This is a genomic window from Peptostreptococcus porci, from assembly GCF_009695815.1.
GTDB classification, from domain to species: Bacteria; Bacillota; Clostridia; order Peptostreptococcales; family Peptostreptococcaceae; genus Peptostreptococcus; species Peptostreptococcus porci.
Genome location: NZ_VUNE01000005.1, coordinates 40,665 through 64,937, shown reverse-complemented (window position 1 = coordinate 64,937; position 24,273 = coordinate 40,665). Strand labels below are relative to the sequence as shown.

At 33.1% G+C, this 24,273-nt stretch carries 23 protein-coding genes and 1 riboswitch; of the genes, 15 read left to right on the top strand and 8 right to left on the bottom strand.

The features are described 5' to 3' along the window. The first annotated feature begins 6 nt into the window (after window positions 1–6). Together dnaK and dnaJ are read left to right on the top strand one after the other, a co-directional pair. On the top strand, window positions 7–1,845 hold the full coding sequence (gene dnaK / locus FYJ71_RS08960) for a molecular chaperone DnaK (RefSeq protein WP_154538535.1): 1,839 nt from the start codon (window positions 7–9) through the stop codon (window positions 1,843–1,845). 97 nt (window positions 1,846–1,942) lie between these two features. Then, on the top strand, window positions 1,943–3,103 hold the full coding sequence (dnaJ, locus tag FYJ71_RS08955; protein WP_154538534.1) for a molecular chaperone DnaJ: 1,161 nt from the start codon (window positions 1,943–1,945) through the stop codon (window positions 3,101–3,103). A gap of 144 nt (window positions 3,104–3,247) precedes the next feature. On the opposite strand, the gene FYJ71_RS08950 is transcribed toward dnaJ, so the two are convergent. Beyond that, window positions 3,248–3,994: a class A sortase gene (locus FYJ71_RS08950; protein ID WP_154538533.1), complete on the bottom strand. Its 747-nt coding sequence runs from the start codon at window positions 3,992–3,994 to the stop codon at window positions 3,248–3,250. 535 nt (window positions 3,995–4,529) lie between these two features. Here FYJ71_RS08950 and FYJ71_RS08945 point away from each other — a divergent pair. The 4 genes from FYJ71_RS08945 to FYJ71_RS08930 all read left to right on the top strand — a co-directional run bounded on the left by FYJ71_RS08945 (window position 4,530) and on the right by FYJ71_RS08930 (window position 7,818). Beyond that, window positions 4,530–4,880, top strand: a complete 351-nt coding sequence (locus FYJ71_RS08945; RefSeq protein WP_154538532.1) for a hypothetical protein — start codon at window positions 4,530–4,532, stop codon at window positions 4,878–4,880. Window positions 4,881–4,965: 85 nt separating this feature from the next. Beyond that, a riboswitch (SAM riboswitch) is annotated at window positions 4,966–5,064 on the top strand. A gap of 177 nt (window positions 5,065–5,241) precedes the next feature. Next, entirely contained in the window at window positions 5,242–6,210 is a 969-nt protein-coding gene (locus tag FYJ71_RS08940) for a methionine ABC transporter ATP-binding protein (protein WP_154538531.1), read from the top strand. Continuing rightward, window positions 6,200–6,853, top strand: a complete 654-nt coding sequence (locus tag FYJ71_RS08935; protein ID WP_154538530.1) for a methionine ABC transporter permease — start codon at window positions 6,200–6,202, stop codon at window positions 6,851–6,853. The genes FYJ71_RS08940 and FYJ71_RS08935 overlap by 11 nt, the downstream gene beginning before the upstream one ends. Before the next feature lie 131 nt (window positions 6,854–6,984). Further along, window positions 6,985–7,818: a MetQ/NlpA family ABC transporter substrate-binding protein gene (locus FYJ71_RS08930; RefSeq protein ID WP_154538529.1), complete on the top strand. Its 834-nt coding sequence runs from the start codon at window positions 6,985–6,987 to the stop codon at window positions 7,816–7,818. A 248-nt stretch (window positions 7,819–8,066) separates the two neighbouring features. On the opposite strand, the gene FYJ71_RS08925 is transcribed toward FYJ71_RS08930, so the two are convergent. Then, complete coding sequence (locus tag FYJ71_RS08925) at window positions 8,067–9,110, bottom strand: DUF1002 domain-containing protein (protein WP_154538528.1); 1,044 nt, start codon at window positions 9,108–9,110, stop codon at window positions 8,067–8,069. A gap of 152 nt (window positions 9,111–9,262) precedes the next feature. Here FYJ71_RS08925 and FYJ71_RS08920 point away from each other — a divergent pair, with 152 nt between their 5' ends. Then, entirely contained in the window at window positions 9,263–9,697 is a 435-nt protein-coding gene (locus FYJ71_RS08920; RefSeq protein ID WP_154538527.1) for a type I restriction enzyme HsdR N-terminal domain-containing protein, read from the top strand. 124 nt (window positions 9,698–9,821) lie between these two features. Here the strand turns inward: FYJ71_RS08920 and FYJ71_RS08915 are convergent, their stop codons facing one another. Further along, complete coding sequence (locus tag FYJ71_RS08915; protein ID WP_154538526.1) at window positions 9,822–10,775, bottom strand: polysaccharide deacetylase family protein; 954 nt, start codon at window positions 10,773–10,775, stop codon at window positions 9,822–9,824. Window positions 10,776–10,990: 215 nt separating this feature from the next. Here FYJ71_RS08915 and FYJ71_RS08910 point away from each other — a divergent pair, with 215 nt between their 5' ends. Next, on the top strand, window positions 10,991–11,503 hold the full coding sequence (locus tag FYJ71_RS08910) for a rubredoxin-like domain-containing protein (RefSeq protein ID WP_154538525.1): 513 nt from the start codon (window positions 10,991–10,993) through the stop codon (window positions 11,501–11,503). 163 nt (window positions 11,504–11,666) lie between these two features. Here FYJ71_RS08910 and FYJ71_RS08905 read toward each other — a convergent pair whose 3' ends face one another. The 5 genes from FYJ71_RS08905 to FYJ71_RS08885 all read right to left on the bottom strand — a co-directional run bounded on the left by FYJ71_RS08905 (window position 11,667) and on the right by FYJ71_RS08885 (window position 17,518). Then, window positions 11,667–12,989 (bottom strand): dihydroorotase, encoded by a 1,323-nt coding sequence (locus FYJ71_RS08905; RefSeq protein WP_154538524.1) that lies wholly within the window; start codon window positions 12,987–12,989, stop codon window positions 11,667–11,669. Window positions 12,990–13,140: 151 nt separating this feature from the next. After that, complete coding sequence (locus FYJ71_RS08900) at window positions 13,141–14,391, bottom strand: ABC transporter permease (protein ID WP_154538523.1); 1,251 nt, start codon at window positions 14,389–14,391, stop codon at window positions 13,141–13,143. Further along, window positions 14,388–15,068, bottom strand: coding sequence for an ABC transporter ATP-binding protein (locus tag FYJ71_RS08895; protein WP_154538522.1), 681 nt, complete (start codon window positions 15,066–15,068; stop codon window positions 14,388–14,390). The genes FYJ71_RS08900 and FYJ71_RS08895 overlap by 4 nt, the downstream gene beginning before the upstream one ends. 15 nt (window positions 15,069–15,083) lie before the next feature. After that, window positions 15,084–16,217: an efflux RND transporter periplasmic adaptor subunit gene (locus tag FYJ71_RS08890; protein WP_154538521.1), complete on the bottom strand. Its 1,134-nt coding sequence runs from the start codon at window positions 16,215–16,217 to the stop codon at window positions 15,084–15,086. 446 nt (window positions 16,218–16,663) lie between these two features. Further along, on the bottom strand, window positions 16,664–17,518 hold the full coding sequence (locus FYJ71_RS08885) for a sulfurtransferase (protein WP_154538520.1): 855 nt from the start codon (window positions 17,516–17,518) through the stop codon (window positions 16,664–16,666). Window positions 17,519–17,973: 455 nt separating this feature from the next. Here FYJ71_RS08885 and FYJ71_RS08880 point away from each other — a divergent pair, with 455 nt between their 5' ends. The 7 genes from FYJ71_RS08880 (at window position 17,974) to FYJ71_RS08850 (ending at window position 24,271) form a co-directional block, all read left to right on the top strand. Then, window positions 17,974–18,867: a sulfide/dihydroorotate dehydrogenase-like FAD/NAD-binding protein gene (locus tag FYJ71_RS08880; RefSeq protein ID WP_154538519.1), complete on the top strand. Its 894-nt coding sequence runs from the start codon at window positions 17,974–17,976 to the stop codon at window positions 18,865–18,867. Continuing rightward, window positions 18,867–20,258, top strand: a complete 1,392-nt coding sequence (gene gltA, locus FYJ71_RS08875) for an NADPH-dependent glutamate synthase (protein ID WP_154538518.1) — start codon at window positions 18,867–18,869, stop codon at window positions 20,256–20,258. The genes FYJ71_RS08880 and gltA overlap by 1 nt, the downstream gene beginning before the upstream one ends. A 193-nt stretch (window positions 20,259–20,451) precedes the next feature. Next, a complete protein-coding gene (locus FYJ71_RS08870) occupies window positions 20,452–21,150 on the top strand; it encodes a hypothetical protein (protein WP_154538517.1) in 699 nt (232 codons plus the stop codon). Between the two features lie 92 nt (window positions 21,151–21,242). Next, complete coding sequence (locus FYJ71_RS08865; protein ID WP_154538680.1) at window positions 21,243–21,965, top strand: pseudouridine synthase; 723 nt, start codon at window positions 21,243–21,245, stop codon at window positions 21,963–21,965. Between the two features lie 27 nt (window positions 21,966–21,992). Further along, on the top strand, window positions 21,993–22,553 hold the full coding sequence (locus FYJ71_RS08860; protein ID WP_154538516.1) for a tRNA (mnm(5)s(2)U34)-methyltransferase: 561 nt from the start codon (window positions 21,993–21,995) through the stop codon (window positions 22,551–22,553). A gap of 121 nt (window positions 22,554–22,674) precedes the next feature. Next, the gene (locus FYJ71_RS08855) at window positions 22,675–23,550 is read left to right on the top strand and encodes a MurR/RpiR family transcriptional regulator (RefSeq protein WP_154538515.1); all 876 of its coding nucleotides are present in this window, start codon (window positions 22,675–22,677) and stop codon (window positions 23,548–23,550) included. A gap of 67 nt (window positions 23,551–23,617) precedes the next feature. After that, complete coding sequence (locus FYJ71_RS08850; RefSeq protein ID WP_154538514.1) at window positions 23,618–24,271, top strand: histidine phosphatase family protein; 654 nt, start codon at window positions 23,618–23,620, stop codon at window positions 24,269–24,271. Window positions 24,272–24,273 lie beyond the last annotated feature (2 nt).

The following is a 24,273-nucleotide window of genomic DNA, read 5'->3' as shown; positions in this document are numbered from 1 at the left end:
AATAAAATGTCAAAAGTAATAGGAATAGATTTGGGTACTACAAACTCATGTGTTGCAGTTTTAGAAGGTGGAGAACCTGTAATAATACCGAATAATGAAGGTATGAGAACGACTCCTTCAGTTGTGGCTTTTACAAAGGATGGAGAAAGAATTGTTGGTGAACCAGCAAAAAGACAGGCAGTTACAAATGCTGAAAGAACAATAACTTCAATAAAAACTCATATGGGTACTGATTACAAAGTGGATATTGATGGAAAGGCATATACTCCACAGGAAATTTCTGCAATTATTCTTCAGAAGCTAAAGGCTGATGCTGAAAGCTATTTGGGAGAAAAGGTTACAGAGGCTGTAATTACAGTTCCAGCATATTTTACAGACGCTCAAAGACAGGCGACAAAGGATGCTGGTAAAATAGCTGGGCTTGAAGTAAAGAGAATTATCAATGAACCAACAGCGGCTTCATTGGCTTATGGTATGGATAAATTGGAGCAAGAAAAGAAAATATTAGTATTTGACCTTGGTGGTGGTACATTCGACGTTTCAATTCTTGAAATTGGAGATGGTACTTTTGAGGTTCTTGCTACAGCAGGTAATAATAGACTTGGTGGAGATGACTTCGATAAAATTGTCATCGACTATTTGGCTGATGAGTTTAAGACATCAGATGGTGTTGACCTAAGAAGCGACAAAATGTCTTTACAGAGATTAAAAGAAGCAGCTGAAAAGGCGAAGAAAGAGCTATCTTCAACAATGACTACAAACATCAATTTACCATTTATTACAGCAACTGCAGAAGGTCCAAAGCACTTAAACATCGACCTTACGAGAGCAAAATTCAACGAATTAACAGCTTCTCTTGTTGCTAAGAGTATGGAGCCTACAAAGCAAGCTATAAAGGATGCTGGAATTTCAGTTTCAGAAATAGATGATGTTTTATTGGTTGGTGGATCTACAAGAATACCAGCAGTTCAAGAAGCAGTTAAGAACTTCATAGGAAAAGAACCTCATAAGGGAATAAATCCAGATGAATGTGTTGCAGCAGGAGCATCAGTACAGGCTGGTGTGTTGACAGGCGAAGTAAATGATATACTATTGTTAGATGTAACACCACTTTCTCTAGGAATAGAAACATTAGGTAACGTATTTACAAAGATTATAGAAAGAAATACTACCATACCTACTAAGAAGTCTCAGGTATTCTCTACAGCAGCGGACAATCAAACAGCAGTTGATATACATGTTCTTCAGGGTGAAAGAGCAATGTCATATGACAATACAACTCTTGGTAGATTCCAGCTTACAAATATTCCACCAGCAAGAAGAGGAGTTCCTCAGATAGAGGTAACTTTCGATATAGATGCAAATGGTATCGTCAACGTTACAGCAAAAGATCTTGGAACTGGTAAGGAACAGAAAATAACAATAACTTCAAATACAAATATGTCTGAAGAAGAAATTGAAAAGAAGATCAAAGAAGCTGAAGCAAATGCAGAAGCGGATAAGCAGAAAAAGGAAAAAATTGAAGCTGTTAACCATGCTGAATCAGTTGCATATCAGACTGAGCAAACTCTTAATGAGCATGGTGAAAATATAAAGCCAGAAGATAAGAGCGAGATAGAAGCTGCGATTGCAAAGGTTAGAGAAGTTAAAGATAAGCAGGATGCTACTGTTGATGAAATAAGAGGTGCAATTGATGAACTAATGAATAAGTTCCAAAAAATATCACAGGAAATGTATGCCAATGCTCAAGCTCAGCAGGGACAGGCAGCAGAATCTGAAGGTCAATCAAATCCAAAAGATGACAATGTAGTAGATGCTGATTTTACTGAAGTTGATGATAAATAATAAATTCTTTTAGATATCAATGGCTTGTAGTTTTTCTACAAGCTATTGTTTCTGTAAAAAAATAATGTCAAAATAATTTAGGAAAGTAGGTGCTATCATGGCGTCAAATAAAGATTTTTATGAAATACTAGGGGTATCGAAATCCGCTGATGAAAAGGAAATAAAAAAAGCATATAGAAAAATGGCTATGAAATACCATCCTGACAAAAACCCCGATGACAAAGAAGCCGAGGAAAAGTTTAAGGAAGTAAATGAGGCATATGAAATACTATCTGATCCTGAAAAAAGAAGAATGTATGATCAGTATGGAGCAGATGCTTTTAATGGACAAGGTGGATTCGGAGGCGCTGGAGGCTTTGGCGGTGCTGGAGGATTTGAAGATATTTTCGATATGTTTGGAGATGTATTCGGTGGCGGAAGAGGCTTCGGTGGATTTGGAGGCTTTAGTGGTTCTTCTAGACGTGGTCCTAGAAGAGGTGATGATATTAGGCAATCAATAACGTTGGATTTCTTGGATGCTGTTTTCGGCAAAAAAGTATCAATAAAGGTTACGAGAAACGAAGAGTGTGATGTGTGTCATGGTACGGGAGCGAAGCCTGGTACATCTAAAAAAACTTGCCAAACTTGTAACGGCTCTGGTGTGGTAAGAGATGTAAAAAATACTCCATTTGGAAATATAGCAACACAAAGAGAATGTCCGACTTGTCATGGTACAGGAGAGGAGATAGAAAGTCCTTGTACGAATTGTCATGGAAAAGGCTACGTTAGAAAAACAAAAACAGTAGAGGTAGATATTCCAGCAGGTATTGATGATGGACAGGCTATTAGACTAGCAGGGCAAGGTGAATATGGAGAGCTTGGAGGACCGAGAGGAGATTTAATTTTAATAATAAATGTCAGAGATCATAAAATGTTCCAGAGAGATGGTTTTGATATTTATATGAATATGCCAATATCATTTGTTCAAGCAGCATTGGGTGATGATATACAAGTTCCAACTGTAGATGGTGACGTTAAATACTCAATTCCTGAAGGAACTCAGACAGGAACTGTATTTAGATTGAAAGGCAAGGGAGTTCAAAAAATTAATTCTCAGGGCAGAGGTGACCAATATGTCAAGGTCAATGTGGAAGTTCCAAAGAAATTGACAGACAAACAAGTAAGTCTATTGAAAGAATTTGCAAAAGAAACTGGAGAGGTTGTTTCTGGAAATAGAAAAACTTTCGGTCAAAAAATAGAAGATTTTTTTACAAAATAAGTTGATAAAAAACTAGCACATTTATTAAAACAAATGCGCTAGTTTTTTGTATTTGATAATAATTATCGATTTGTAGAATGGCAGTAACAGCTATCAAAATTCTAATTATGACATTCAAAATGTCTATTATATTTATCAAGAGTACTAATTAAAGTCATAACCAAAGGCGTTTTTCATGTCCTGACTTGCCTCAGAAACAGGTATTTTTCCACTATACGTTGCCTTAACCATATGCCTTAGGCTACCGTCGTTATTGCAAGTGATAAGAGTAAGTTCTGTTACTCCATCGGTATCGTTTATTACGTCGACCTGTGTTGGTTTGATTGTCGTTATAGATAATGTATTGTAAATATAAATAAAGCTGAAGTCAGTCAAATAAATTACATTCCCTTGGTTTATTTTTACTAATGGTGAAAATAGGATTTTTGGCGAGTCTGGATAATTATGTCCTGCCAGTGCGTAGTTTCCACTTCCCATTACTTGATTTTCTTTCATAGTACCAGCACCATAAGCTAGATTGTAATTGTTCAATGCATCGAAAATAGGAAGGCTTAAATTAATTTCAGGTATTGCAATTGCACCACTAGCATTGTCAAAATCAACCTTATTTTTCGCATTTACAACCGTTTGAAGATTCAATCTTTCAACCTTGTCAAAATTGTAATCTCCTTTGGAAATATTTTTTTTCTCTTTTTTAGCATTTTTGGATGCATTACTCAGGATTTTGCTTTTATTACTCTCGTATTCACTGATATTTTCATTTAATAAATGACTTTTTAACGGTTTTACCAACAAGAGGCATATGGCAGCAATAAGAAAAATAATTCCCAATGTCAATCTTATATTTACTTTATTTTTTGTTTCTTTTAATTTTCTTTGACGTCTAGACATATTTTCTCCTTTCAATAGAATGTTAATATTTTTATTATAACATACAACTTTTACTAAAAGAATAAAATATTTTTCATGTATAAATTCTTGAAATTTTTTCTTTATGATTTTCTATTTATGAAGAATTTTGCTCATTATTTGTTTGCTTTTTTGAATTTGTAAAGAGTTTTGCTTATTATTTGTTTGTTTTTTTTGAATTTGTAAAGAATTTTGCTTATTATTTGTTTGTTTTTTTGAATTTGTAAAGAATTTTGCTTATTATTTATTTGCTGTTTTGTATCTGTGAAGAGATTTGTTTGTATTTTGTTTGTCTTTTGTATTTGTGATGTAATTTGTTTGTAATTATGTTTTTGTTTTGTTTATTAATCAGTAAAATTATGATATAATTAAGGGGAAAATTTCTTTGAGAAGTGAAATATCAATATTTGGACAGTGGTGTTTTAAAAAATATATTATGTTTTTATCTATATTTGTATTTTACACCTTTGTTTAAAATTTTTCTGCTAATATGCTTGTGATTTTGGAGGAATAGATAATGTCAAAAAATAAGAAAAAACAAAAGCCTTATTACAAGGTTGCGACTACAAATAATAAGATAGAAAAAGAACCAAAAGCTTCAGATCTGACAAAAAACACAACTTTTATGTTGGGTGTTGGATTTATTTTGCTGATGTCTTCAAAATATGTATCCGATAATCTTTTTTCAAGACTGACAGCAATTTTCGGATTGATAATAATGCTGTTCGGAATTTACAACTCGATAAAAAATAATAGAGCGAAGGAAAACAAAAACAAAATTGATTCAATAATTGATTATGGAGCTTTAATACTTATAATTTCAACATTAATGTTTAATATTTATGTTTTAATTACAAAAAATATTTAAAAACACACAAAAATATTCAAATTATGTATTGACAAATTGTTTCATTAGTAATATCATAAATAGCATAATAAAAAATTAAATACATCTCTTATCAAGAGTGGTGGAGGGACTGGCCCTGTGAAACCCGGCAACCTGATATTTATCAAGGTGCTAATTCCAGCAACTTTATGTTGATAGATGAGTAGAATTTCGTGTCTGGTGTGAATTTTACTCCGGGCTTTTTTTATTATTTTTTTCGGAAAAAAATATCAAAATTTGCAATATAAATTAAAATTATTTTTATAAATTTTTTAATAATTTTTATTAAAATTTAGAATTTTTGGTATATATTAATTATAAAATTTAGAAAGGGAGTTAAATAATGATTGAGATAAAAAATGTAAATAAATATTTTGGTGAAAATCAGGTTCTGACCGATGTAAGTGTAGACATTGAGCAGGGCGAAATATTCGGAATCATAGGACATAGTGGAGCTGGTAAGTCTACGCTTTTGAGATGTATAAATAGATTGGAGACATTTGATACTGGAAGTATAGTAGTAGATGGCAACAACGTAGGAAATCTCAATGAAAAAGAACTTAGGGATCTAAGAAAAAATCTTGGAATGATATTTCAGCATTTCTCTCTACTAGAAAGAAAAACAGTATTTGAAAATGTGGCATTGCCAATGGAGTGTTTTGGATTTCCAAAGGATGAAATAAAGAGAAGAGTTGAGGAATTACTTGATTTGGTAGGAATATTGGACAAGAAAGATGACAAGCCAAGAAATTTATCTGGAGGTCAAAAACAAAGGGTAGCAATTGCGAGAGCACTTACAATGAGTCCTTCTGTACTGCTTTGTGACGAGGCTACGTCAGCTCTCGATCCAAAAACAACCAATTCAATTCTTTCACTTTTACAGGAAATAAATGAAAAGCTTGGGATAACAATTGTGATGGTTACTCACCAAATGGAGGTTATAAAGCAGATTTGTACGAGGACCGCAATCATGGATGGTGGGAAGATACTTGAAATTGGAAATACTGAAGATATTTTCCTAAACAATAATAAACCTCTGAGAAAATTACTTGGTGAAGAAAATATTGTTCTTCCTAGTGGAACAAATCTAAAATTATTATTTACGAATGATATGTCTAATAAGTCGATAATCACAGGTATGGCAAGAGAACTTGACATAGATGTATCTATTGTATTTGGTAAATTGGAAAAGTTTAGAGAGGATATATTGGGATCACTTATTATTAATATTCCGGATGGTTCACTTGAAAAAGTTGAACAGTACTTGACAAATGTTGGAATGAGATGGCAGGAGGTAGACAATGAGCTTTAATGAATATATTACAAATTTATTTCCACCAGCAATTTTACAAACCTTGTATATGATAATAGTGCCGACTGTATTGGCATCAATCATGGGGTTTGTTATGGCAATTATATTAGTTATTACAAAAGATGGTGGATTAAAACCGAATAAAACAGTAAATAGAGTATTGGGATTTGTGGTGAACGTAATAAGAAGTTTCCCGTTTATGATATTGATTTTTGCGATGATACCACTTACAAGATTAATTGTTGGAACAAGTATAGGTGAAACGGCTGCTATAGTTCCAATAACAATAGGGTCTGCACCATTCATAGCAAGACTTATGGAAAGCGCGTTAGACGAAGTCGACAAGGGTTTAATTGAGGCAGCAAAATCTTTTGGTGCTACTAATACTCAAATAATTTTTAAGGTAATGGTAAAAGAAGCTATGCCATCTATTGTATCCGGAATTACTCTTTCAGTCATATCAATTTTGAGTTATACGGCGATGGCTGGTGTTGTAGGTGCCGGAGGACTGGGTAATGTTGCGTTGACTTATGGATATAGCTCATTTGACTATAATGTAATGACTTTCACTGTTATAGCATTGGTTATCATCGTACAGATTATTCAAGGATTGGGAGATATTGTGTACAAAAAAATAAAATAAGTCAAAACTATCAAGAAATTTAAAATTAACAGTGCAATAAAATAAAAATAACAAATTATTAAAACAAGATAAAAGCAAACTTCTTTAAATATAAGTTTGTTGATATAAAAAATTATTTTAGGAGGAATTTTATGAAAGCAAAAAAAATATTATCATTGGCAGCTGTTGCCGTATTATCATTAGGTCTTGTGGCTTGTGGAGCAAAATCAGGAGATAATTCAAGTACATCAAAATCATCTTCAGACGAAAAGGTAATAAATATAGGTGCCACACCTAGTCCACATGCAGAGGTTTTAAACGAAGTTGTTAAACCTCTTTTGGAAAAAGAAGGATATACTGTGAACGTTAAGGTGTTTAACGACTATGTATTGCCAAACAAAGCGTTGAATGAGGGTACACTGGATGCAAATTATTTCCAGCATGTACCATACTTAGAAGAGTTTAATGCTCAGAATAATACGAAATTAACTTATACAGTTAAGGTTCATATAGAACCGATGGGCGTATACTCTGACAAGGTAAAAAAAGTATCAGATGTTAAAGATGGTGGAATAGTAGCGGTACCAAATGATCCTACAAATGAATCAAGAGCTTTAAAAATTCTTGAAAAAGAAGGTCTAATAAAGCTTGCTACTGGAAAAGAGCTATTGAACAAGAATGACATAGTTGAGAATCCAAAAAATCTTGAAATAAAAGAATTGGCTGCTGAACAGCTGCCATCTGCTCTAAAAGATGTTGATCTTGATGTGATCAATGCAAACTATGCATTACAGGCAAAATTGAACCCAGCAAAAGATTCTATAGCATTGGAATCGGCAGACTCTCCATATGCGAATATAATTGCTATTAAACCAGAAAATAAGGATTCTGAAAAGATAAAGGCATTAAGCAAGGCCGTTACATCTCCAGAGGTTAAGAAATTTATCGAAGAAAAATATAATGGAGCAGTAATACCATCATTTTAATCAACAATTAATTTAAAAGTTTAAACAATATTATAACGGCTTACTCTATAGTGCTTCAAAGATTAGATAACTTATAGTCATCGGATTATAGCACACAATGAGTAAGCCGTTTTTTAAAGATTTGTATTTCCTCTAAATTTTAGTTAAAACTATTAATTCACTAGTAAAGTCTGGCAATGTCTATTAATATATACTAATATTAACTTTTATTTACTGATATCAAGTAATATCGACTAATACTATTCGGGTTAATTGCTAGGAAGAAGTGATTTAATAAAATTGACTATTTTTTCAAAAAAACCACTTTCTTTTACTTGGTTTCCAATATCGCCAGCAATGCTTGCAGCTGTATTCAATCCTTCAGCAGTAGTGCTGACAACAGCATCAGAGGATAATTTTGAGTCATCAAATTTATTAAAGAAGTTAGCAGCATCTTTATTATTATCCAAGAAGGATTTTATTGTATTTTGGAATCCTTTTATATCTATGTTTTCTCCAGACTCCTTTAATTTGCTTATAACATTTGCCGAAATATTATTCAATGTATCTTTAACTTCATTGTAGTTGTAGTTTTGATTGGAAATATTTTTTAAAAGATTTACAATTATGTTTATATCGCCAGTCGTTAAATTTACATTGTAGTTATTTGCAACTTCTTTTACTGCGTTTTCAATTTGTTTTTCATCTTTTATATTGTCCTTTATTACTTCTTTTTTAGCATCGTTTACAATCCCAGCAGCTTTGTCCTTTCCGACTTTTTCTGCTAGATTTCCAGTAGTCACCAACTCTTCATTTGCTAGTTTTTTCTTTTCTTCAGTTAAGACTTCACCAGAAGATTTTTCAAATGCCATAATTATTCCAGTTAGAGCACCAGTACCACTTACAGGGAACGGTGCTGCTGCCACGACATTGGCATTTTCCACTCCGGCAGTAGATAATGTAGAAGCTATCATTGAACTTGTTACCCAAGTTATATTTGATGTCTTTACATTAATACCACCATCATTAGTTGGTACAACATAGGAAGATGACATTGTAACCCTACCAATTTGTTCTTCTGGAGCTATACCTGACAAATATTTTCTTTCTTGTTTATTATTTACATAGATAATATTCGGATTATTTTCATCTACACCAAAATAGTTTAATATTTCTTTTTTTTGAGTGTTATTTAAGTTTATCCCCAAAGTGATGACCTCAGATGTAGCATCTGCTTTTGATAGGGGAGATACTGACATCAAGATGACCATGGACATTATAACCATTGACATTCTTTTTAAAATTCTTTTCATTTTTTACCTCCATAAAAATCTAAAAGATTTAACCCCGAATTACTAAAGAGAATAAACCATTAGACTTAATTTTTCCTTTAACTTTATTATAGACTTTTAATGCATATGAGTGTTATAATAAACTAAAAGAATAGACTTGAAAGGAGATAATTATGTCTAAAGAATTAGTAAAAGACAGAGTAATAGAGTACCTAATTGATGAATTAGGTGTGCCAGAGAATATGATTGAGGTTGATACACCGCTATCAGAGTATGAGGAAGGTGTAGAGGGTACCATTGATATTACTGTAGTAACTGAGGATGATAATGGATTTTTGCTTCCATTGATGGTTGTGCAATGTATTGATGACGATATTGAATTGACTGAGAGTGTAGTAGAGGCACAGATGGACTTTTTAGAATTGGTTGATGATACGACTCAAGTAGGAAGAATAATTTTGACAAATGGCGATCAGATGATGTATGCTGATTGGAATGGAACTGAATTGGAAGACGAAGAAGCATTGCCAAATTATAAAACATTGATTGAAGAGTATAAAGAGCTTGAAAGAGAATTCTTAGAGCACGAACACGAGCATGAAAATTAGGAAAATAAACATAATTTTAAGCATAGAAAATGGGTTACGATGACGTAACCCATTTTTATGCATATTCACAAAAAATACAAAGTTGATATACTTACATTGACACTATATATAAATGCAAATAAATTTATACCAGTGTTTTAAATTCGTATCCGTTGCTTTTGTAGTACTTGATCATCTTATCTAGATACTTAACAGTTTCTTCTTTTCCATACGTATCATGCATTAACAAAACTATCAAATTATTTCCAGCACTTGATTTTACAGCAAAATCATACAGCTGATCAGCATTCTTTTTAGCACCCTCTGCATCACCATTTAATGCGTTCCAGTCAATTGATGCCATATTGTTTTTAATCATATATTCATTTAGTGGAGTTGTCTCCTTCCAAGATAACTGTCCTCCTGGACATCTTATAACTCTGGTAGAGAAGTTATCCATACCCAAAGACTTATTGATTAATTCACTGTTTTTGTTAAAGTCTTCCAAGAAATTGTTCATATTTAAAACTCTTGAAGGATATAAATAAGAATAATCATGAGAATATGAATGGTTGCCAATCGCATGACCCTCTTCATAAATTTGTTTTAATATTTCTGGGGCACCATCCATTCTCAATGATCTACCAATAACAAAAAAAGTTCCTTTTACACCATTGTTTTTTAGTATCTCTAAGACTTTTGGCGTATTTGTTGTTGATGGACCATCATCGAATGTCAAGAAAACTTCTTTTTTACCACCGTTGTCATAATCATACGCATTTAATGCATTCCAAACCTTTTGGGCATCAACACCTACTTTTTCTTTAAATTCCTTTTTTTGACCGACAACTTTTTGGCTGTCCTGGTTGTTTTCAAGAAGTTTTTTAAGCTTTTCTTTGTTTTCTGTTTCGATTCTTGCTATTTCTTGCTCATGCCTATAAGCAAGTGCTATTTTTGCACATCCTCCGATTGTAACGACAATTAGAAGTAACAAAAGAATTTTTTTCATATTCAATCTTTTTCTTCTTTTCCTACCTCTTGATTTTTTTGAAAAATTAATATTTGCACTTGAATCTTTTCTTCTATTTCCCTTTGTCATACTCAACCTCCTTAATTATATTTTACTATATATTATCTCATTGTTAAAGGGGATATTATTAATATTAATAATAAAAAATTTATCAAAGAAAATACAGACCTATAGTTTTTTTTATAAACTAATTGATGAAATTATGGTATAATAAAGTAGGTAGTAGACAGTATTGATACTTTTATCATGTCAATAATTTATTATTTTATCGTAGAGGTGCAATTATGAGGAAATTTAAGTGTAGAGAATGTGGTTATGTTCATATTGGAGATCAGCCTCCATCAGTCTGTCCAGTATGTGCTTTTGATTCAAATGTCTTTTTCGAGTTAGATGATAATAAGGATTCATCATCAGGATTTTTTGAAATGCTTGATATTGCAGATTCTTCGACAATAAAGATTATTAGAAATCTTTTTGATGCATATAGTGAGTTGGCCATTATTTCCCTAGCTATGTCTATTCAAGCTCGTCATGAATCAAGAGGAGAGGATGTTACTGATGGTTTGGAATGTTTAGGCAGAGAATTATCAAATCAAGCTACGATTTATGCTATGTTTCTAGGAGAATTTTTAGAGTTTAATACAGAGCTAAATATAAGAGATCTTAAAAAGAAAATTGCAAAATTAATGTCAAAAAATAACGAATTAAAGAATAATATAGAGATTGACTATCCAGAATATAAAAAAATAATTGATAAAAACAATAAAAAACTAGAAAATTTAATAGTTAAAATATAAAGATAATATGCTTCACTTTCTTTTATAGTAGAATAGTGGAGCATATTATCTTTATTTTTGTTCCTTTCGAAAAAATTCTTGTCGATAATCTTTGATTAAATTTTTCTTCTTCTCGTTATTATTTTTTTCTTTTATAGTTTATTTTTCTCTTATAATTATTTTTTTATAGTTTATCTATGTATTGATCAGAAAACACTATTTCTCCATTACAAATCGTGTATTTTATCTTTCCGTACAGTTGCTTACCAATGAAAGGTGAGTTTGATGATTTTGAATGAAATTTTTCAATAGTAAACTTCTCATCTTTGTTGAAAATACAGATATCAGCAGTCTTGCCAACACTGATGTCGCCCTTGTCAAGTTTATAAATATTTGATGGATTAATAGTAAATTTCGCAAGCAATTGACTTATAGTAAGATGTCCCTTTTTCTCTAATTCTGTAATAGCAAGTCCAAGTGCAGTTTCGAGTCCAATTATACCGCTAGGAGCTTTTGAGAATTCAACATTTTTCTCATCATATGAATGTGGTGCATGATCAGTGGCAATTATTTCAATAGTGCCATCTTTAAGTCCTTCGATTATTTTTTTCTTATCATAGGAAGTTCTTAGAGGAGGATTCATTTTAGCCAAAGTTCCATGTTCGATTACAGCATCTTCTGTCAGTGTAAAATGGTGAGGCGTTACCTCTGCAATTACATTTGCTCCCATTGACTTAATATATCTTATAAAATCAACAGAATTACCAGAACTAATATGCTGTATTACAATTTTTGCACCTGTGTTTAATGCGAGAATACAATCCCTAGCAACCATCACATCTTCAGATTCACGTGGAGCACCATTCAACTTTAGTGATTTAGAAATCATCCCATCGTTAATGCCATGAGTAGAGATAAGGCTGTTATCTTCCTCGTGAAGGGCGATTATCGTATCTAATTCTTTTGCCTTTAGCATGGCTTCTTTTAAAACTCTTGTGCTCATTACCGGAACACCATCATTAGTAAAGCCTACAGCACCATTTTTGTGTAATTCATCCATATCAACTAACTTATCTTTGAAATCATGTGTGAGTGCTGCTTCCTGTAATACATTAATTTTTGCATTTTTTGCCTTGTTGTAGACATAGTTTAAGGTTTCTATAGTGTCTACTTTTGGATTTGTGTTTGCCATCATAATAACTGTTGTAAAACCACCAGCAGCAGCAGCGTCTGAGCCACTAATTATATCCTCCTTATGAGTAAATCCAGGATCTCTAAAGTGAACATGAGTATCTATTAAACCAGGTGAAACAATACAGTCTGATGCATCTAATTCCTTAAAATTAGTTCCAATGTTTTTTATTTCATTTTTTACTTTTTTGATGTCGATGTTTTTTGAGATTTCGCTCACTTTACCATCAACAATCAGAAGGTCAGCCATAGAATCGAGTTCAGTAGCAGGATTAATAATTCTTCCGTTTTTTATTAGCAAAATATTTTTTGACATATTTTTCTCCTTTATAAAATACACTTATATCTGATAGGATTAGGTTGAGTTTAATAAAATCCTAATAAATCGTATCATTCTAAATAGTCTTGTTCTGCAAAAAAGAGATTAATTCTAAAATAGAATTAATCTCAGTAGTTATAATAAGATTTTATTTGTAAATTATCTTAACCGGATCGACCTTTGATGCCTTTAGAGCCGGAACCAAACCGAATATGATTCCAGTCAATACGATTGCTATAAAAGAGTATAGGAATGTATTGATGCTAGGAATTGGTTTGAACGGAAGGAAGTTCTTAGAATAAATTGTAACTGCATAGCCTACAATAACTCCTAGAACACCTCCACAAGTAGTTATGAATACTGATTCTATCAAGAATTGGAATAGAATCGATCTAGGCTTTGCTCCAAGAGCTCTTCTAATACCTATTTCCTTACTTCTTTCCATAACAGAAACATACATAATATTCATTATACCGACACCACCAACAACCATGGCAATAATCGTAATTAATCTAACTGTCTTATCGATTCCTTTAGTCATCTCTTCAGTGGATTTTTGAATACTAGATCTATCTTGAACTTTATATTCACCCATTATATTAGGATGAAGAGATGTTAATTCTGAAATTATGGAATCTGAAACATTGCTTATTTCAAACCCTTCTGCAACAGTCACAATAACCTGATTGATAGATGAGTTGTTTGCGATTTTTCCAGATATTATATTGTACGAAACCTCAGGAACTACAGATGATGGTACAGATGTATCAAAAGGGGTCCTTTTTTTGAATCCTTTTTCAACAGGATCGTATACAGTATCACTGTCAAGTACACCAACGACTTCATATGTCAAGCCTTTAATGGTAACGCCTTTTCCAATAGGATTTTCGTCTTCAAACATATCTTTTACAACATTGCTTTCAAGCACAATAACTCTCTTTCCATCATCAGCAGGAGTCAAGGATCTTCCTTTTGTAACCTTGTATTTAGCATCAGTAGAAGGGACGAATGCACCGCTACCAATTTTATCGAAATATGTTATATCAGAATAAACATCATTTGACGAACCAAGAGTAGGGGTTGAAGAAACGTATTTATCAGAGGTTTCTATTTTTTCAACTCCGTCCAAAGTCTTTAAAATTTGAACATCAGAAGAACTGAAAGGATCAAATAGTATTTGATTTGTCTTGAAAGCGTCATCAGATGGCTCAAAGTATATTATTGCTGCCCTAGGCGCTATAGTCTTAAATGATTGTTTAAATACAGCACTCATTGCATTACCCATTGAGCTAACAAAAACAACTGACGTTATACCTATAATTATCCAAATGAAGGCAATTGCCAATCTCAATTTGTGACCCTTTAAATTGGCTAGGGAATTTTTTATTAATGTAATCATATTTCATCCCCCTTAACAAAGCATCCGTCTTTGAGTGTGACAACTCTAGATGCATATTTTGTCATATCAAGGTCATGTGTAACCATGATAATAGTAGTACCAGATTTATTAAGGTCAGATAATAGACCCATTATGTCTCGACCAGTTTCACTATCCAGGGCACCTGTAGGTTCGTCAGCAAAAATCAACTTTGGATTGTTTACCAATGCTCTCGCTATTGCAATTCTTTGCTGCTGTCCACCAGATAGATGATTTGGAAAACTATTTGCTTTATCAGATAAACCGACATCCTCAAGTCTTTTTTCAACAAGCATCCTTCTTTGGTTTTTATCCTTCATTCCAGCATAAATCAACGGAATTTCGATATTTTGAAATACAGTCAAGGTTTCAATCAGGTTAAATTGTTGAAAAACATATCCAACGTAGTTTGCCCTGTATTGTGATCTCATATTCTCTTTCAGACCACTAACGTCATTACCGTCAAAATAGTATCTACCTTCATCTAAAGTATCCAAAAAACCCAATATATTTAATAGGGTAGTCTTACCGCTACCAGATTTACCCATAATCATTAGAAATTCACCTGATTCAATCTCAAGGTTTAAGTTTTTTAGTACATGAAGCTTATCTTTCCCTACTTTATAGTACTTCTGTACATTATCTAAAATGATTTGCATAATATCACCCTCTAACTACATTTCTTCAGATTTGTCATCTGATTTGGCGTCCACTTCACTTTCATCAGTGCCCGAGCTAACAGGTGCGGGATCGCCTTCCTTCATTTGTAGAGTAGGGTTCTTTATTATTACATCGTTCTGATTTAAATCTCCAGTTACAACGGAATAGTTATTACCCTCCGAAATAACTTCGATATTTACTTTTTTCAATACACCTTCGATATCTGCCAATACATAAACTTCTTCTCCAGAATTTAAGATTGCAGAGCTAGGTATTTTATGTTTGTCAGAGTTTACTTCTATAGTAGCCTGAGTATGGTACCCATCAACTACACCTTCTTGAGTGTCGAATGCTAGAACAACATTATAAAATGATAGAGATCCACCACCGACATCCTGTGCAGAGCCAGAAGGCTGAGCAGCACTTGCTGGTCTATCAGAAATATAGCTAATTCTTCCTTTTAGAGTATCACCAGTAGAAAGGACCGTTACGTCAGCAGTCATATCCTTGCTAATCTTTGAAAGATCTTGCTCACTTATTTGACCATTCATTACATAGTCAGTTGTTTGGACAGTCATCAGAGAACCACTTGAAGCGGAAGCCTCTGTCGATGAACCTGCTGATGAGTGAAGATATACCTTTCCATCAAAAGGAGCCTTTACCTTTGTATAAGCTTTTGCATTTGCAGCAGAAAGACTTGTATTTAAAGTTGCTATTTGATTATTTATCGATACGATTCCTACATCTCCTGTTTGAAGGGTTGATTTTTCTCTGATTAGATTGCTAATTTGAGTCTTTATTGACGCAATCTCTTGAATAGCAGCCTCATCCTTTACTATGTACAATACATCCCCTGTTTTCACACTTTGTCCATTGCTGACTCTTATGTCAGGTGTTGCTCCATTTGCAGGTCCCATGATTTCCTTGCTTTGTTTTGGAACAACAAGACCATTAATAAATATTTTTTCGTTTTCAGGTATTACATAAGTTTGAACAACTGGAGCTTTTTCCTTGTTATGACTGTTGTAAATTATTCCAACACCAACAGCTACAATAATCAAGACGGCTGCAGTACCAACATAAATTTGAATTTTTCTGTTTGTTTTAAATTTTTCCCAGCCTTCTTGCAGTTTAACTTTTAAAGACATCTTGTTTCCTCCCGATTTATATTAATTGCATTATCAAAGTGAAAATTATGATTGATGACAATACAAATGTATCATTCATTTCATTATCAAGCCTATACGTAACAATCCAATAAGGCATAACATGTAGAGGCTAAAAGTATCAAATCAACATATTGATAACAAATGCATATGACATGATATAATGATTTGATAAATGATTCGAATTTTGAAATATAATCCCCCCATAAAATACAATGATTTTATTTTCATTTTCACATACTATATTTTACCCTAAATGCAATGCAAAATCAATATTATATATAAAAACAACCACTATTTTTTTAAAATAATGGTTGTTTTGAAATAGATTTGATTAAAAATTCAAATTACAAATAAAATATAGCATAATTTTTTTGTAAAATATTTGCAGTTTCAATATATAGTATCCGAAGGCGAAATACATAGAATTATTCTTCGCCTGTCATTACCTCGTTTTCATCATAGCTTATCCAATCTGAAAAGCTACCAGGGTAAATCTTGTAGTCTATTCCAAGTTTATCCAGTGCTAGTGCATTTACCATCAACGATATACCTGATCCACAATAAACAATTTTTTCCTTATTATTAAAAAGTGAAGCAAAGTGTTCCCTCAAAAAATCATCTGATTTAAAAGAACTGTTTCTCATATCATCTATATTTAGGATATCCATAAAAAAGAAATTTTTTGCACTTGGAATATGACCTGCAACTTTGTCGACTGGCTCTTCAAGACCAAGATATCTCGGATTGGATCTTGAATCGATCAATATCGTATTTTCGTCGTATAGTTTTGATTTGACATAATTCATATTTACGATCATATCATTTTTTGGTTTAATGTCCAAATTATTTTCAGATTTCGTTGGAATATTTTCCTTAGATTCAACTTCGCCGCCGTTATGAATATAAGCAGTGATACCACCATCTAATACTCTTGCATTGTCAAAACCTATACTATTAAGTTGATATACTAATCTTCCCGCTCCTTGCAAATCACCGTCATCATAGGTAATTACAATGGTGTCATTATCTATTCCAAATGATTTGATAATTTCTACAAATCTGTCTGTTTTAGTGAATGGATGTCGACCTCCATGAATACCAGGTTTTTCTGCAAGATCATTTTCTATGTCAACTAAAAATGCGCCTTTGATATGTGCTTTTTTGTAAGAATCAATACCATAAGTTTTGTTCATAAGGTCAAACCTACAGTCTAAAACTACATACTTCTTATCTGAATTCAATAATTCAAAAAGCTCATTAACACTTATAAGTTTTTTCATAAATACACCTCCGTAACTTATATTCAAAAATATTTATTCTAAACTACAATTTCACAATTTACTGTTATGAATAAATTGTGAATACATATGAATACATTCATACTTATTATATCACATTTTTTATAAAATGTACTTCAAAATGCAGTAAAGTAAAAAGTATAAGGATGAATTATAAATGACATTTTTGATAGAGATAATATCTAAAATATAAAATTTAACTTTCACAAAATAATAATTAATTTGTTATAAAAAAAACTATAAAAAAGCTAAATTTTGTTGTATAATTATGTTAACTTATTTTATTTAAGTGTCGTTAAACCGTCATCGTGAATATGCGGATTTTTGTGTTGCTATAAAAATTAGCGTTATACTGACGGGTAAATTGACATTATTTTTGAATACTAACTAATTACTAACTAATTTAACTAAATGAATTATTTAAGGGGGAAGTTGTAATGGGCTATAAAATAGTAGATAAGAAACAGCTTAATGATGTTGTTTACTTAATGGATATTGAAGCTCCAAGAGTGGCTAAGTCAGCTAAGCCAGGTCAGTTTATCATCGTGATAATAGACCAAAAAGGTGAAAGAATTCCTTTGACAATTGCTGATTACGATGTGCAAAGAGGAACAGTAACTATAGTGTTCCAAATCGTTGGTGATTCTAGTAAGAAGCTATCAAAGCTTGAAATTGGTGATAGCATCAAAGATTTCGTTGGGCCTTTAGGTAGACCAAGTGACTTTGTCGATGAAGATATCGAAGCAATCAAAAAGAAAAAGATAATATTCATAGCTGGTGGTGTTGGTGCTGCTCCAGTATATCCGCAGGTTAAGTGGATGCATGAAAACGGTATTGACGTTGATGTTATCATAGGTGCGAGATCAAAGGATATAGTAATATTTGAAGATAAAATGAGAGCTGTTGCAAAAAATGTATATATGTGTACAGATGATGGTTCTTACGGATTCCATGGTAATGTAACGATGCTTCTTGATGATCTTGTAAAAAATCAAGGAAAACAATACGATGAAGCAATAGTAATAGGTCCGATGATAATGATGAAATTCGCTTGCTTGGCAACTAAGAAATTGAACATACCTACAATTGTCAGCTTAAATACAATTATGGTTGATGGTACGGGTATGTGTGGTGCTTGTAGAGTCAGTGTCGGAGATGATATCAAATTTGCTTGTGTTGATGGTCCAGAATTCGATGGTTGGTTAGTTGATTTTGATGAAGCGATGAAGAGACAGACGATGTTCAAAACTGAAGAAGGAAGAAAATCGTTGAGAAAGAGTGATGGGGATACACATTCAAATCCAAACTGTAAGATAGGAGGATCTCACTAATGGCTATTAATCCAGTAAAGGTTCCAGTAAGGGAACAAGAAGCAAAGGTAAGAGCTACAAACTTTGAAGAAGTTTGTTACGGTTATAATGCTGAAGAAGCGATGGAAGAAGCTAAAAGATGTCTAAATTGTAAAAATCCAAAATGTGTTCAGGGATGTCCTGTTAGCATAAGTATTCCAGAATTTATCCAAGAAGTAAAAGCTGGCAATTTTGAAGAGGCTGCAAAAGTAATAGCTAAGAGCAGCTCGTTACCAGCAGTTTGTGGTCGTGTATGTCCTCAAGAAACTCAGTGTGAGGGGGTATGCGTTGTCGGTATCAAGGGGGATCCGGTTTCTATTGGTAAGTTAGAAAGATTCGTAGCTGACTGGTCAAGAGAAAACAACATAGATTTGACTGGCAACATTGAAAAGAATGGTATTAAAGTTGGAATAGTTGGTTCTGGTCCTGCAGGCCTTGCTTGTGCCGGCGACCTTGCAAAATTGGGCTATGATGTTACTGTTTTTGAAGCTTTCCACGAATCAGGCGGTGTTTTGACTTACGGAATACCTGAGTTCAGATTACCAAAAGAAAAGGTTGTAAATTACGAAATTGATTCAATTAGAAAATTAGGTGTTAAAATAGAAAATAACGTTATCGTTGGTAGAACAATAACAATCGATGAAATGATCGAGGAAGAAGGCTTTAAGGCTGTGTTTATAGGATCTGGTGCTGGGCTTCCATCTTTTATGGGTATTCCAGGTGAAAATGCAAATGGAGTATTGTCTGCAAACGAATTTTTAACAAGAGTAAACTTGATGAAAGCTTACATTGATGATTACGATACTCCGATTAGAGTTGGTAAACACGTGGCAGTTGTCGGTGGTGGTAATGTTGCCATGGATGCTGCTAGAACTGCACTTCGTCTTGGTGCAGATACCCATATCGTATATAGAAGAAGTGAGGAAGAATTGCCAGCGAGAGTAGAAGAAGTACATCATGCCAAGGAAGAAGGAATAATATTCGACTTGCTAACTAATCCAAAAGAAATTCATGTCGATGAAAATGGAAATGTTTGTGGTTTAACTTGTGTAAAAATGGAACTTGGTGAACCTGATGATTCTGGAAGAAGAAGACCAGTTGAAGTTCCAGGTTCTGAATTTAGAATTGATGTTGACATGGTTATCATGTCACTTGGTACAAAACCAAATCCACTTATTGCTTCAACGACTCCTGGTCTTGATGTTGATAAGAGAAGATGTATAGTTGCCGATGAGGATGGATTGACATCACTTGAGGGTATCTATGCTGGTGGAGATACTGTTACTGGTGCAGCGACAGTTATTTCTGCGATGGGTGCTGGTAGAGTTGCAGCAGCTGCAATGCATAAGTATTTGAAAGAAAAATATCTTTAAATTTTCAGTGAAAGTTTAGAGTTTAATATTGACGAATTTAGGGCGTTAGTTTGAAATAATTTTTTATAATTTCAGATTGACGCCCTTATTTTAGTCCCATTTTTATACAAACCTTTACTAAATAAGGCTTTTATGTTATAATTAATAAACGATTTTATTTTGTTTAATTACCTTGCAGGAGGTTTAATGGGATATGAAAAAGAATTTTATTTTGGGTTTAATAGTAACATTCTCAATTTCTTTGGTGGGCTGTGGTTTTAACGAATCAGGACAGCTTATGAGTGATGCAAGGACTTTTATTGAAAAGGCTGAATATGATAAGGCCATGGATAATTTGTCAAAGGTGCTTCAGGAAGATGAAACTAATGTTGAGGCTAGAGGGATGTACTATCAGGCTATGAAATTACAGAAAGCTGATAAAGCGAAATATAGAAAAGACTATGAACAAGAAATAAAAGAGTTGCAGGATTTGATAAATGATAATCAAGGCTCTGCAAAGATTAGAAGTCAAGCTGAAGAAAAATTGGACTTGGCTCAAAAGGCGTTCAAGAGTCAGAGAAGTGCGTCTATTACGAGAAAAGAGAACGCAAAGAAAACTGCTGAAGAAAATAAATCAAAGTACGCTACAAGCTCTATTTATGGGCGAAAGTATACACAGAATACATATAACAGCAATAAAAATTCAAGTTCATCAGGTAGTGGCAAAACTACAACAGGTAACACTGGAGGCTATGGAACTTCTGGGAATAGTGGATCATCAGCCAATACAGGTGCTGGAAATGGTGGATACGGCTCTGGAAGCCGAAGTGGAAATGGTACATTAGGAGGTACTACTGGCACTGGTAATACTGGTGGCGGTTCCTATACGGGCGGATCTTCGTCTGAAAATTAATAGTGAGAAAAAGACTATTTCGTTTTTCGGGATAGTCTTGTTTAATGTTTGGTATTAAAGTTATAAAAAGCGGAGGTAATATGAGAAGTAATATGAGAGTTAATAAGTTTTTATCCACTTCGGGTGTTGCATCAAGAAGAAAGTCAGAGGAACTGATTTCTCAAGGCAGGGTGAAAATAAACGGTGAGGTTGTTGCAAACCTTGGTACTATGGTAGACATCGACAATGATATTGTAGAAGTTGATGGAAAGAAAATTGAAATAAAAGAAATTCAAAAAGTGTATATACTGTTAAATAAGCCAGCTGGATATATAACGACGGCAAAAGAGCAATTTGGAAGGAAAAGTGTTATGGATCTTGTTTCAGATATAAAAGAGCGTGTTTATCCAGTTGGAAGGCTTGATTATGAAACAAGCGGTCTGTTATTGTTGACGAATGATGGTGATTTGACTTATGCATTGACCCATCCGAAGCACGAATTTGAAAAAATATATATTGCATCAGTTAGAGGTAAGCTTTTGGAAAAGGGAATCAACGATTTTAAGAATGGTTTGGAAATAGAAAACTACACCACTTCTAAGGCAAAGTTAAAGGTGCTAAAATATGACTCTGACAAAAATTATTCGGTATGTAAGGTTGGTATACATGAAGGGCATAACAGACAGATTAGAAAAATGTTCGATAAAATTGGAAATCCTGTTATGAATCTGAAAAGAGTACAGCTCGGAAAAATAAGGTTGGATGACTTGGAAATTGGAAAATATAGACATCTTGAGGTATCAGAAATTGAGTATTTAAAAAAATTTTGCAGGTAATATTAGTTTGGAGGATTTTATTCCATTATGAATGATTTTAACAATGTAAATTCAGTTATAAAAGTAATTATTGGGCTGAAGGTAAAAGAAAATAGTATAGTTTTGGATTCCACTGTTGGAAATGGGAACGATACAGAATATCTGTCGTCATATTTGAGTTCGAAAGGATTTATTTATGGATTTGATATTCAACAGAGTGCAATTGAGGCTACCAGAGCAAGATTGTCATCAATAGGCTTTGAAAACTTTCAATTGTTTCTTGATGGGCATGAAAATATCGATAAGTACATTAACCGAGAAATTGATTTTGCAGTATATAATCTCGGATATTTGCCAAAAGCAGATCATACGATAACTACTAAATCAGAAACCACAATACAGTCGATATCAAAAGCTATGGATATGCTGAGTATTGGTGGTTGCATATGCATAGCTAGCTACATTTCTCATGATGGGGGTGTCGAATATCGTGATGTAAAGAATTTTTTGAAATCTGTAAATCAACAAAATTTCAACATTGCTGAAATAGATTTTATAAATCAGAAAAATTTTCCAGCACATCTTTTTATTATTGAGAAAAGAAATTAAATAAAGTTAAAATTTGTCAGCCATAATATTTTTGTATTGATTGAATGTAATTGATATATTTAGTATAATATTATGTAGTGATAAACAGATACTAAATTTTGACAAATAGAGGTGTAATAATATGGACAAACAGGCTCATGACGTAGAGTGTAATGGTCTAATCAAGATAATTAAAGACAACTATAAAATGATGAGTAAAGGACAAAAATTACTGGCGAAATATACTCTTGATAATTACTCAAAGGTTGCTTTTATGACAGCATCGAAGCTTGGGGAAACAGTTGGTGTAAGTGAATCGACAGTTGTTAGATTTGCAAATGCGTTGGGGTATAGTGGTTATCCAAAATTTCAGGATGCTCTTCAGGAGCTGATCAAGACAAAATTGACTACTGTTGAAAGAGTTGAAATGTCGAATAATGATTACTCTACAGATAGCTTAATACTTGAAAAGGTATTAAAGGATGATATTGATAATATAAAAGAAACGTTGGATTATTTATCTGAAGATACATATGAGCAGGCGGTAAATGCAATTTTTTCTGCGAGAAAAGTGTATATTATGGGGCTTAGAAGCTCAATTTATGTGGCTAAATATCTTGGATATTACTTGAGTTACATATTAGATGATGTAAAGATAATTAGAATGGATATGGGCGAGCCGGTAGAGCAGATGATAAAAATTGGAGAGGGAGATGTATTTATCTCAATCAGCTTTCCTAGATACTCTAAAAAGACACTTCAGGTTGTAAACTTTGCAAGAGGAAGAGGTGCAAAGGTAATAGCGATCACAGATAGTCACAACGCACCTATTTCAAAGGTATCGGATGTAGTAGTCACTGTTAAAAATAATATGATATCTTTTATTGACTCTCTTGTTCCAGCTTTCAGTGTAGCCAATGCTCTGGTAATAGGTGTAGCTATGAGAGAAAAGGATGATATCAAGTCATACTTTAATGAGTTAGAAAATATTTGGAAAGAATTTGAGATATTTGAATAGAAGAATACTTGAATAATAAACCTGATATGGATTCGTATTGGGTTTATTGTTTTGAAAGGAGAAAGAAATGAACAACACATATTATTTGGTGAGACATGGTGAGACTGAGTGGAATACAATGGGAAGAACGCAGGGGCATGGAAATTCACCATTGACAGCGTTAGGTGTTATACAGGCTGAAAGTGCTGCTAATGCCCTTAGCAAATTTCCGATAGATATGATATACTGTAGTGATTTGGGGAGAGCAGTTCAGACTGCTGAAATAATAGGTAAGAGGCTAGATAAAGAAGTGATACCAACTGAATCTCTTAGAGAAATGGGATTTGGCGAATGGGAAGGTATGAAAATTAAAAATATTCAAGAAAAATTTCCAGCAATGTTTGAGATTTGGAGAAATAGTCCAGATAGATTGGATATTAGGGGTGCCGAAAATCTGTTTATCGTAAAAGAAAGACAGGATAAACTTATTCAAGAATTAAATGAAAAATACTCGGATAAGCACATTCTTTTAGTTTCTCATTCTGTGACTGTTAGAGTTATGTTATTAAGTTTTTTGGATTCACATGTGAGAAATATATACAGAATCAAGCAAGATAACACTGCGATAAATATTGTTGAAAGTAGAAGTTATGGTCCTGTAGTCATAAAGATGAATGATACAAAGCATCTGTCTGAGCTTAATATAAAATCTTCGCCTGATGTAAAAAGTGCATTGGAGTAGCC

What these genes read in the sequence shown, in the direction of transcription:
- dnaK (WP_154538535.1), top strand. Translation starts at nt 7, where the DNA reads ATGTCAAAAGTAATAGGAATAGATTTGGGTACTACAAACTCATGTGTT.
- dnaJ (WP_154538534.1), top strand. Translation starts at nt 1,943, where the DNA reads ATGGCGTCAAATAAAGATTTTTATGAAATACTAGGGGTATCGAAATCC.
- FYJ71_RS08950 (WP_154538533.1), bottom strand. Translation starts at nt 3,994, where the DNA reads ATGTCTAGACGTCAAAGAAAATTAAAAGAAACAAAAAATAAAGTAAAT.
- FYJ71_RS08945 (WP_154538532.1), top strand. Translation starts at nt 4,530, where the DNA reads ATGTCAAAAAATAAGAAAAAACAAAAGCCTTATTACAAGGTTGCGACT.
- FYJ71_RS08940 (WP_154538531.1), top strand. Translation starts at nt 5,242, where the DNA reads ATGATTGAGATAAAAAATGTAAATAAATATTTTGGTGAAAATCAGGTT.
- FYJ71_RS08935 (WP_154538530.1), top strand. Translation starts at nt 6,200, where the DNA reads ATGAGCTTTAATGAATATATTACAAATTTATTTCCACCAGCAATTTTA.
- FYJ71_RS08930 (WP_154538529.1), top strand. Translation starts at nt 6,985, where the DNA reads ATGAAAGCAAAAAAAATATTATCATTGGCAGCTGTTGCCGTATTATCA.
- FYJ71_RS08925 (WP_154538528.1), bottom strand. Translation starts at nt 9,110, where the DNA reads ATGAAAAGAATTTTAAAAAGAATGTCAATGGTTATAATGTCCATGGTC.
- FYJ71_RS08920 (WP_154538527.1), top strand. Translation starts at nt 9,263, where the DNA reads ATGTCTAAAGAATTAGTAAAAGACAGAGTAATAGAGTACCTAATTGAT.
- FYJ71_RS08915 (WP_154538526.1), bottom strand. Translation starts at nt 10,775, where the DNA reads ATGACAAAGGGAAATAGAAGAAAAGATTCAAGTGCAAATATTAATTTT.
- FYJ71_RS08910 (WP_154538525.1), top strand. Translation starts at nt 10,991, where the DNA reads ATGAGGAAATTTAAGTGTAGAGAATGTGGTTATGTTCATATTGGAGAT.
- FYJ71_RS08905 (WP_154538524.1), bottom strand. Translation starts at nt 12,989, where the DNA reads ATGTCAAAAAATATTTTGCTAATAAAAAACGGAAGAATTATTAATCCT.
- FYJ71_RS08900 (WP_154538523.1), bottom strand. Translation starts at nt 14,391, where the DNA reads ATGATTACATTAATAAAAAATTCCCTAGCCAATTTAAAGGGTCACAAA.
- FYJ71_RS08895 (WP_154538522.1), bottom strand. Translation starts at nt 15,068, where the DNA reads ATGCAAATCATTTTAGATAATGTACAGAAGTACTATAAAGTAGGGAAA.
- FYJ71_RS08890 (WP_154538521.1), bottom strand. Translation starts at nt 16,217, where the DNA reads ATGTCTTTAAAAGTTAAACTGCAAGAAGGCTGGGAAAAATTTAAAACA.
- FYJ71_RS08885 (WP_154538520.1), bottom strand. Translation starts at nt 17,518, where the DNA reads ATGAAAAAACTTATAAGTGTTAATGAGCTTTTTGAATTATTGAATTCA.
- FYJ71_RS08880 (WP_154538519.1), top strand. Translation starts at nt 17,974, where the DNA reads ATGGGCTATAAAATAGTAGATAAGAAACAGCTTAATGATGTTGTTTAC.
- gltA (WP_154538518.1), top strand. Translation starts at nt 18,867, where the DNA reads ATGGCTATTAATCCAGTAAAGGTTCCAGTAAGGGAACAAGAAGCAAAG.
- FYJ71_RS08870 (WP_154538517.1), top strand. Translation starts at nt 20,452, where the DNA reads ATGAAAAAGAATTTTATTTTGGGTTTAATAGTAACATTCTCAATTTCT.
- FYJ71_RS08865 (WP_154538680.1), top strand. Translation starts at nt 21,243, where the DNA reads ATGAGAGTTAATAAGTTTTTATCCACTTCGGGTGTTGCATCAAGAAGA.
- FYJ71_RS08860 (WP_154538516.1), top strand. Translation starts at nt 21,993, where the DNA reads ATGAATGATTTTAACAATGTAAATTCAGTTATAAAAGTAATTATTGGG.
- FYJ71_RS08855 (WP_154538515.1), top strand. Translation starts at nt 22,675, where the DNA reads ATGGACAAACAGGCTCATGACGTAGAGTGTAATGGTCTAATCAAGATA.
- FYJ71_RS08850 (WP_154538514.1), top strand. Translation starts at nt 23,618, where the DNA reads ATGAACAACACATATTATTTGGTGAGACATGGTGAGACTGAGTGGAAT.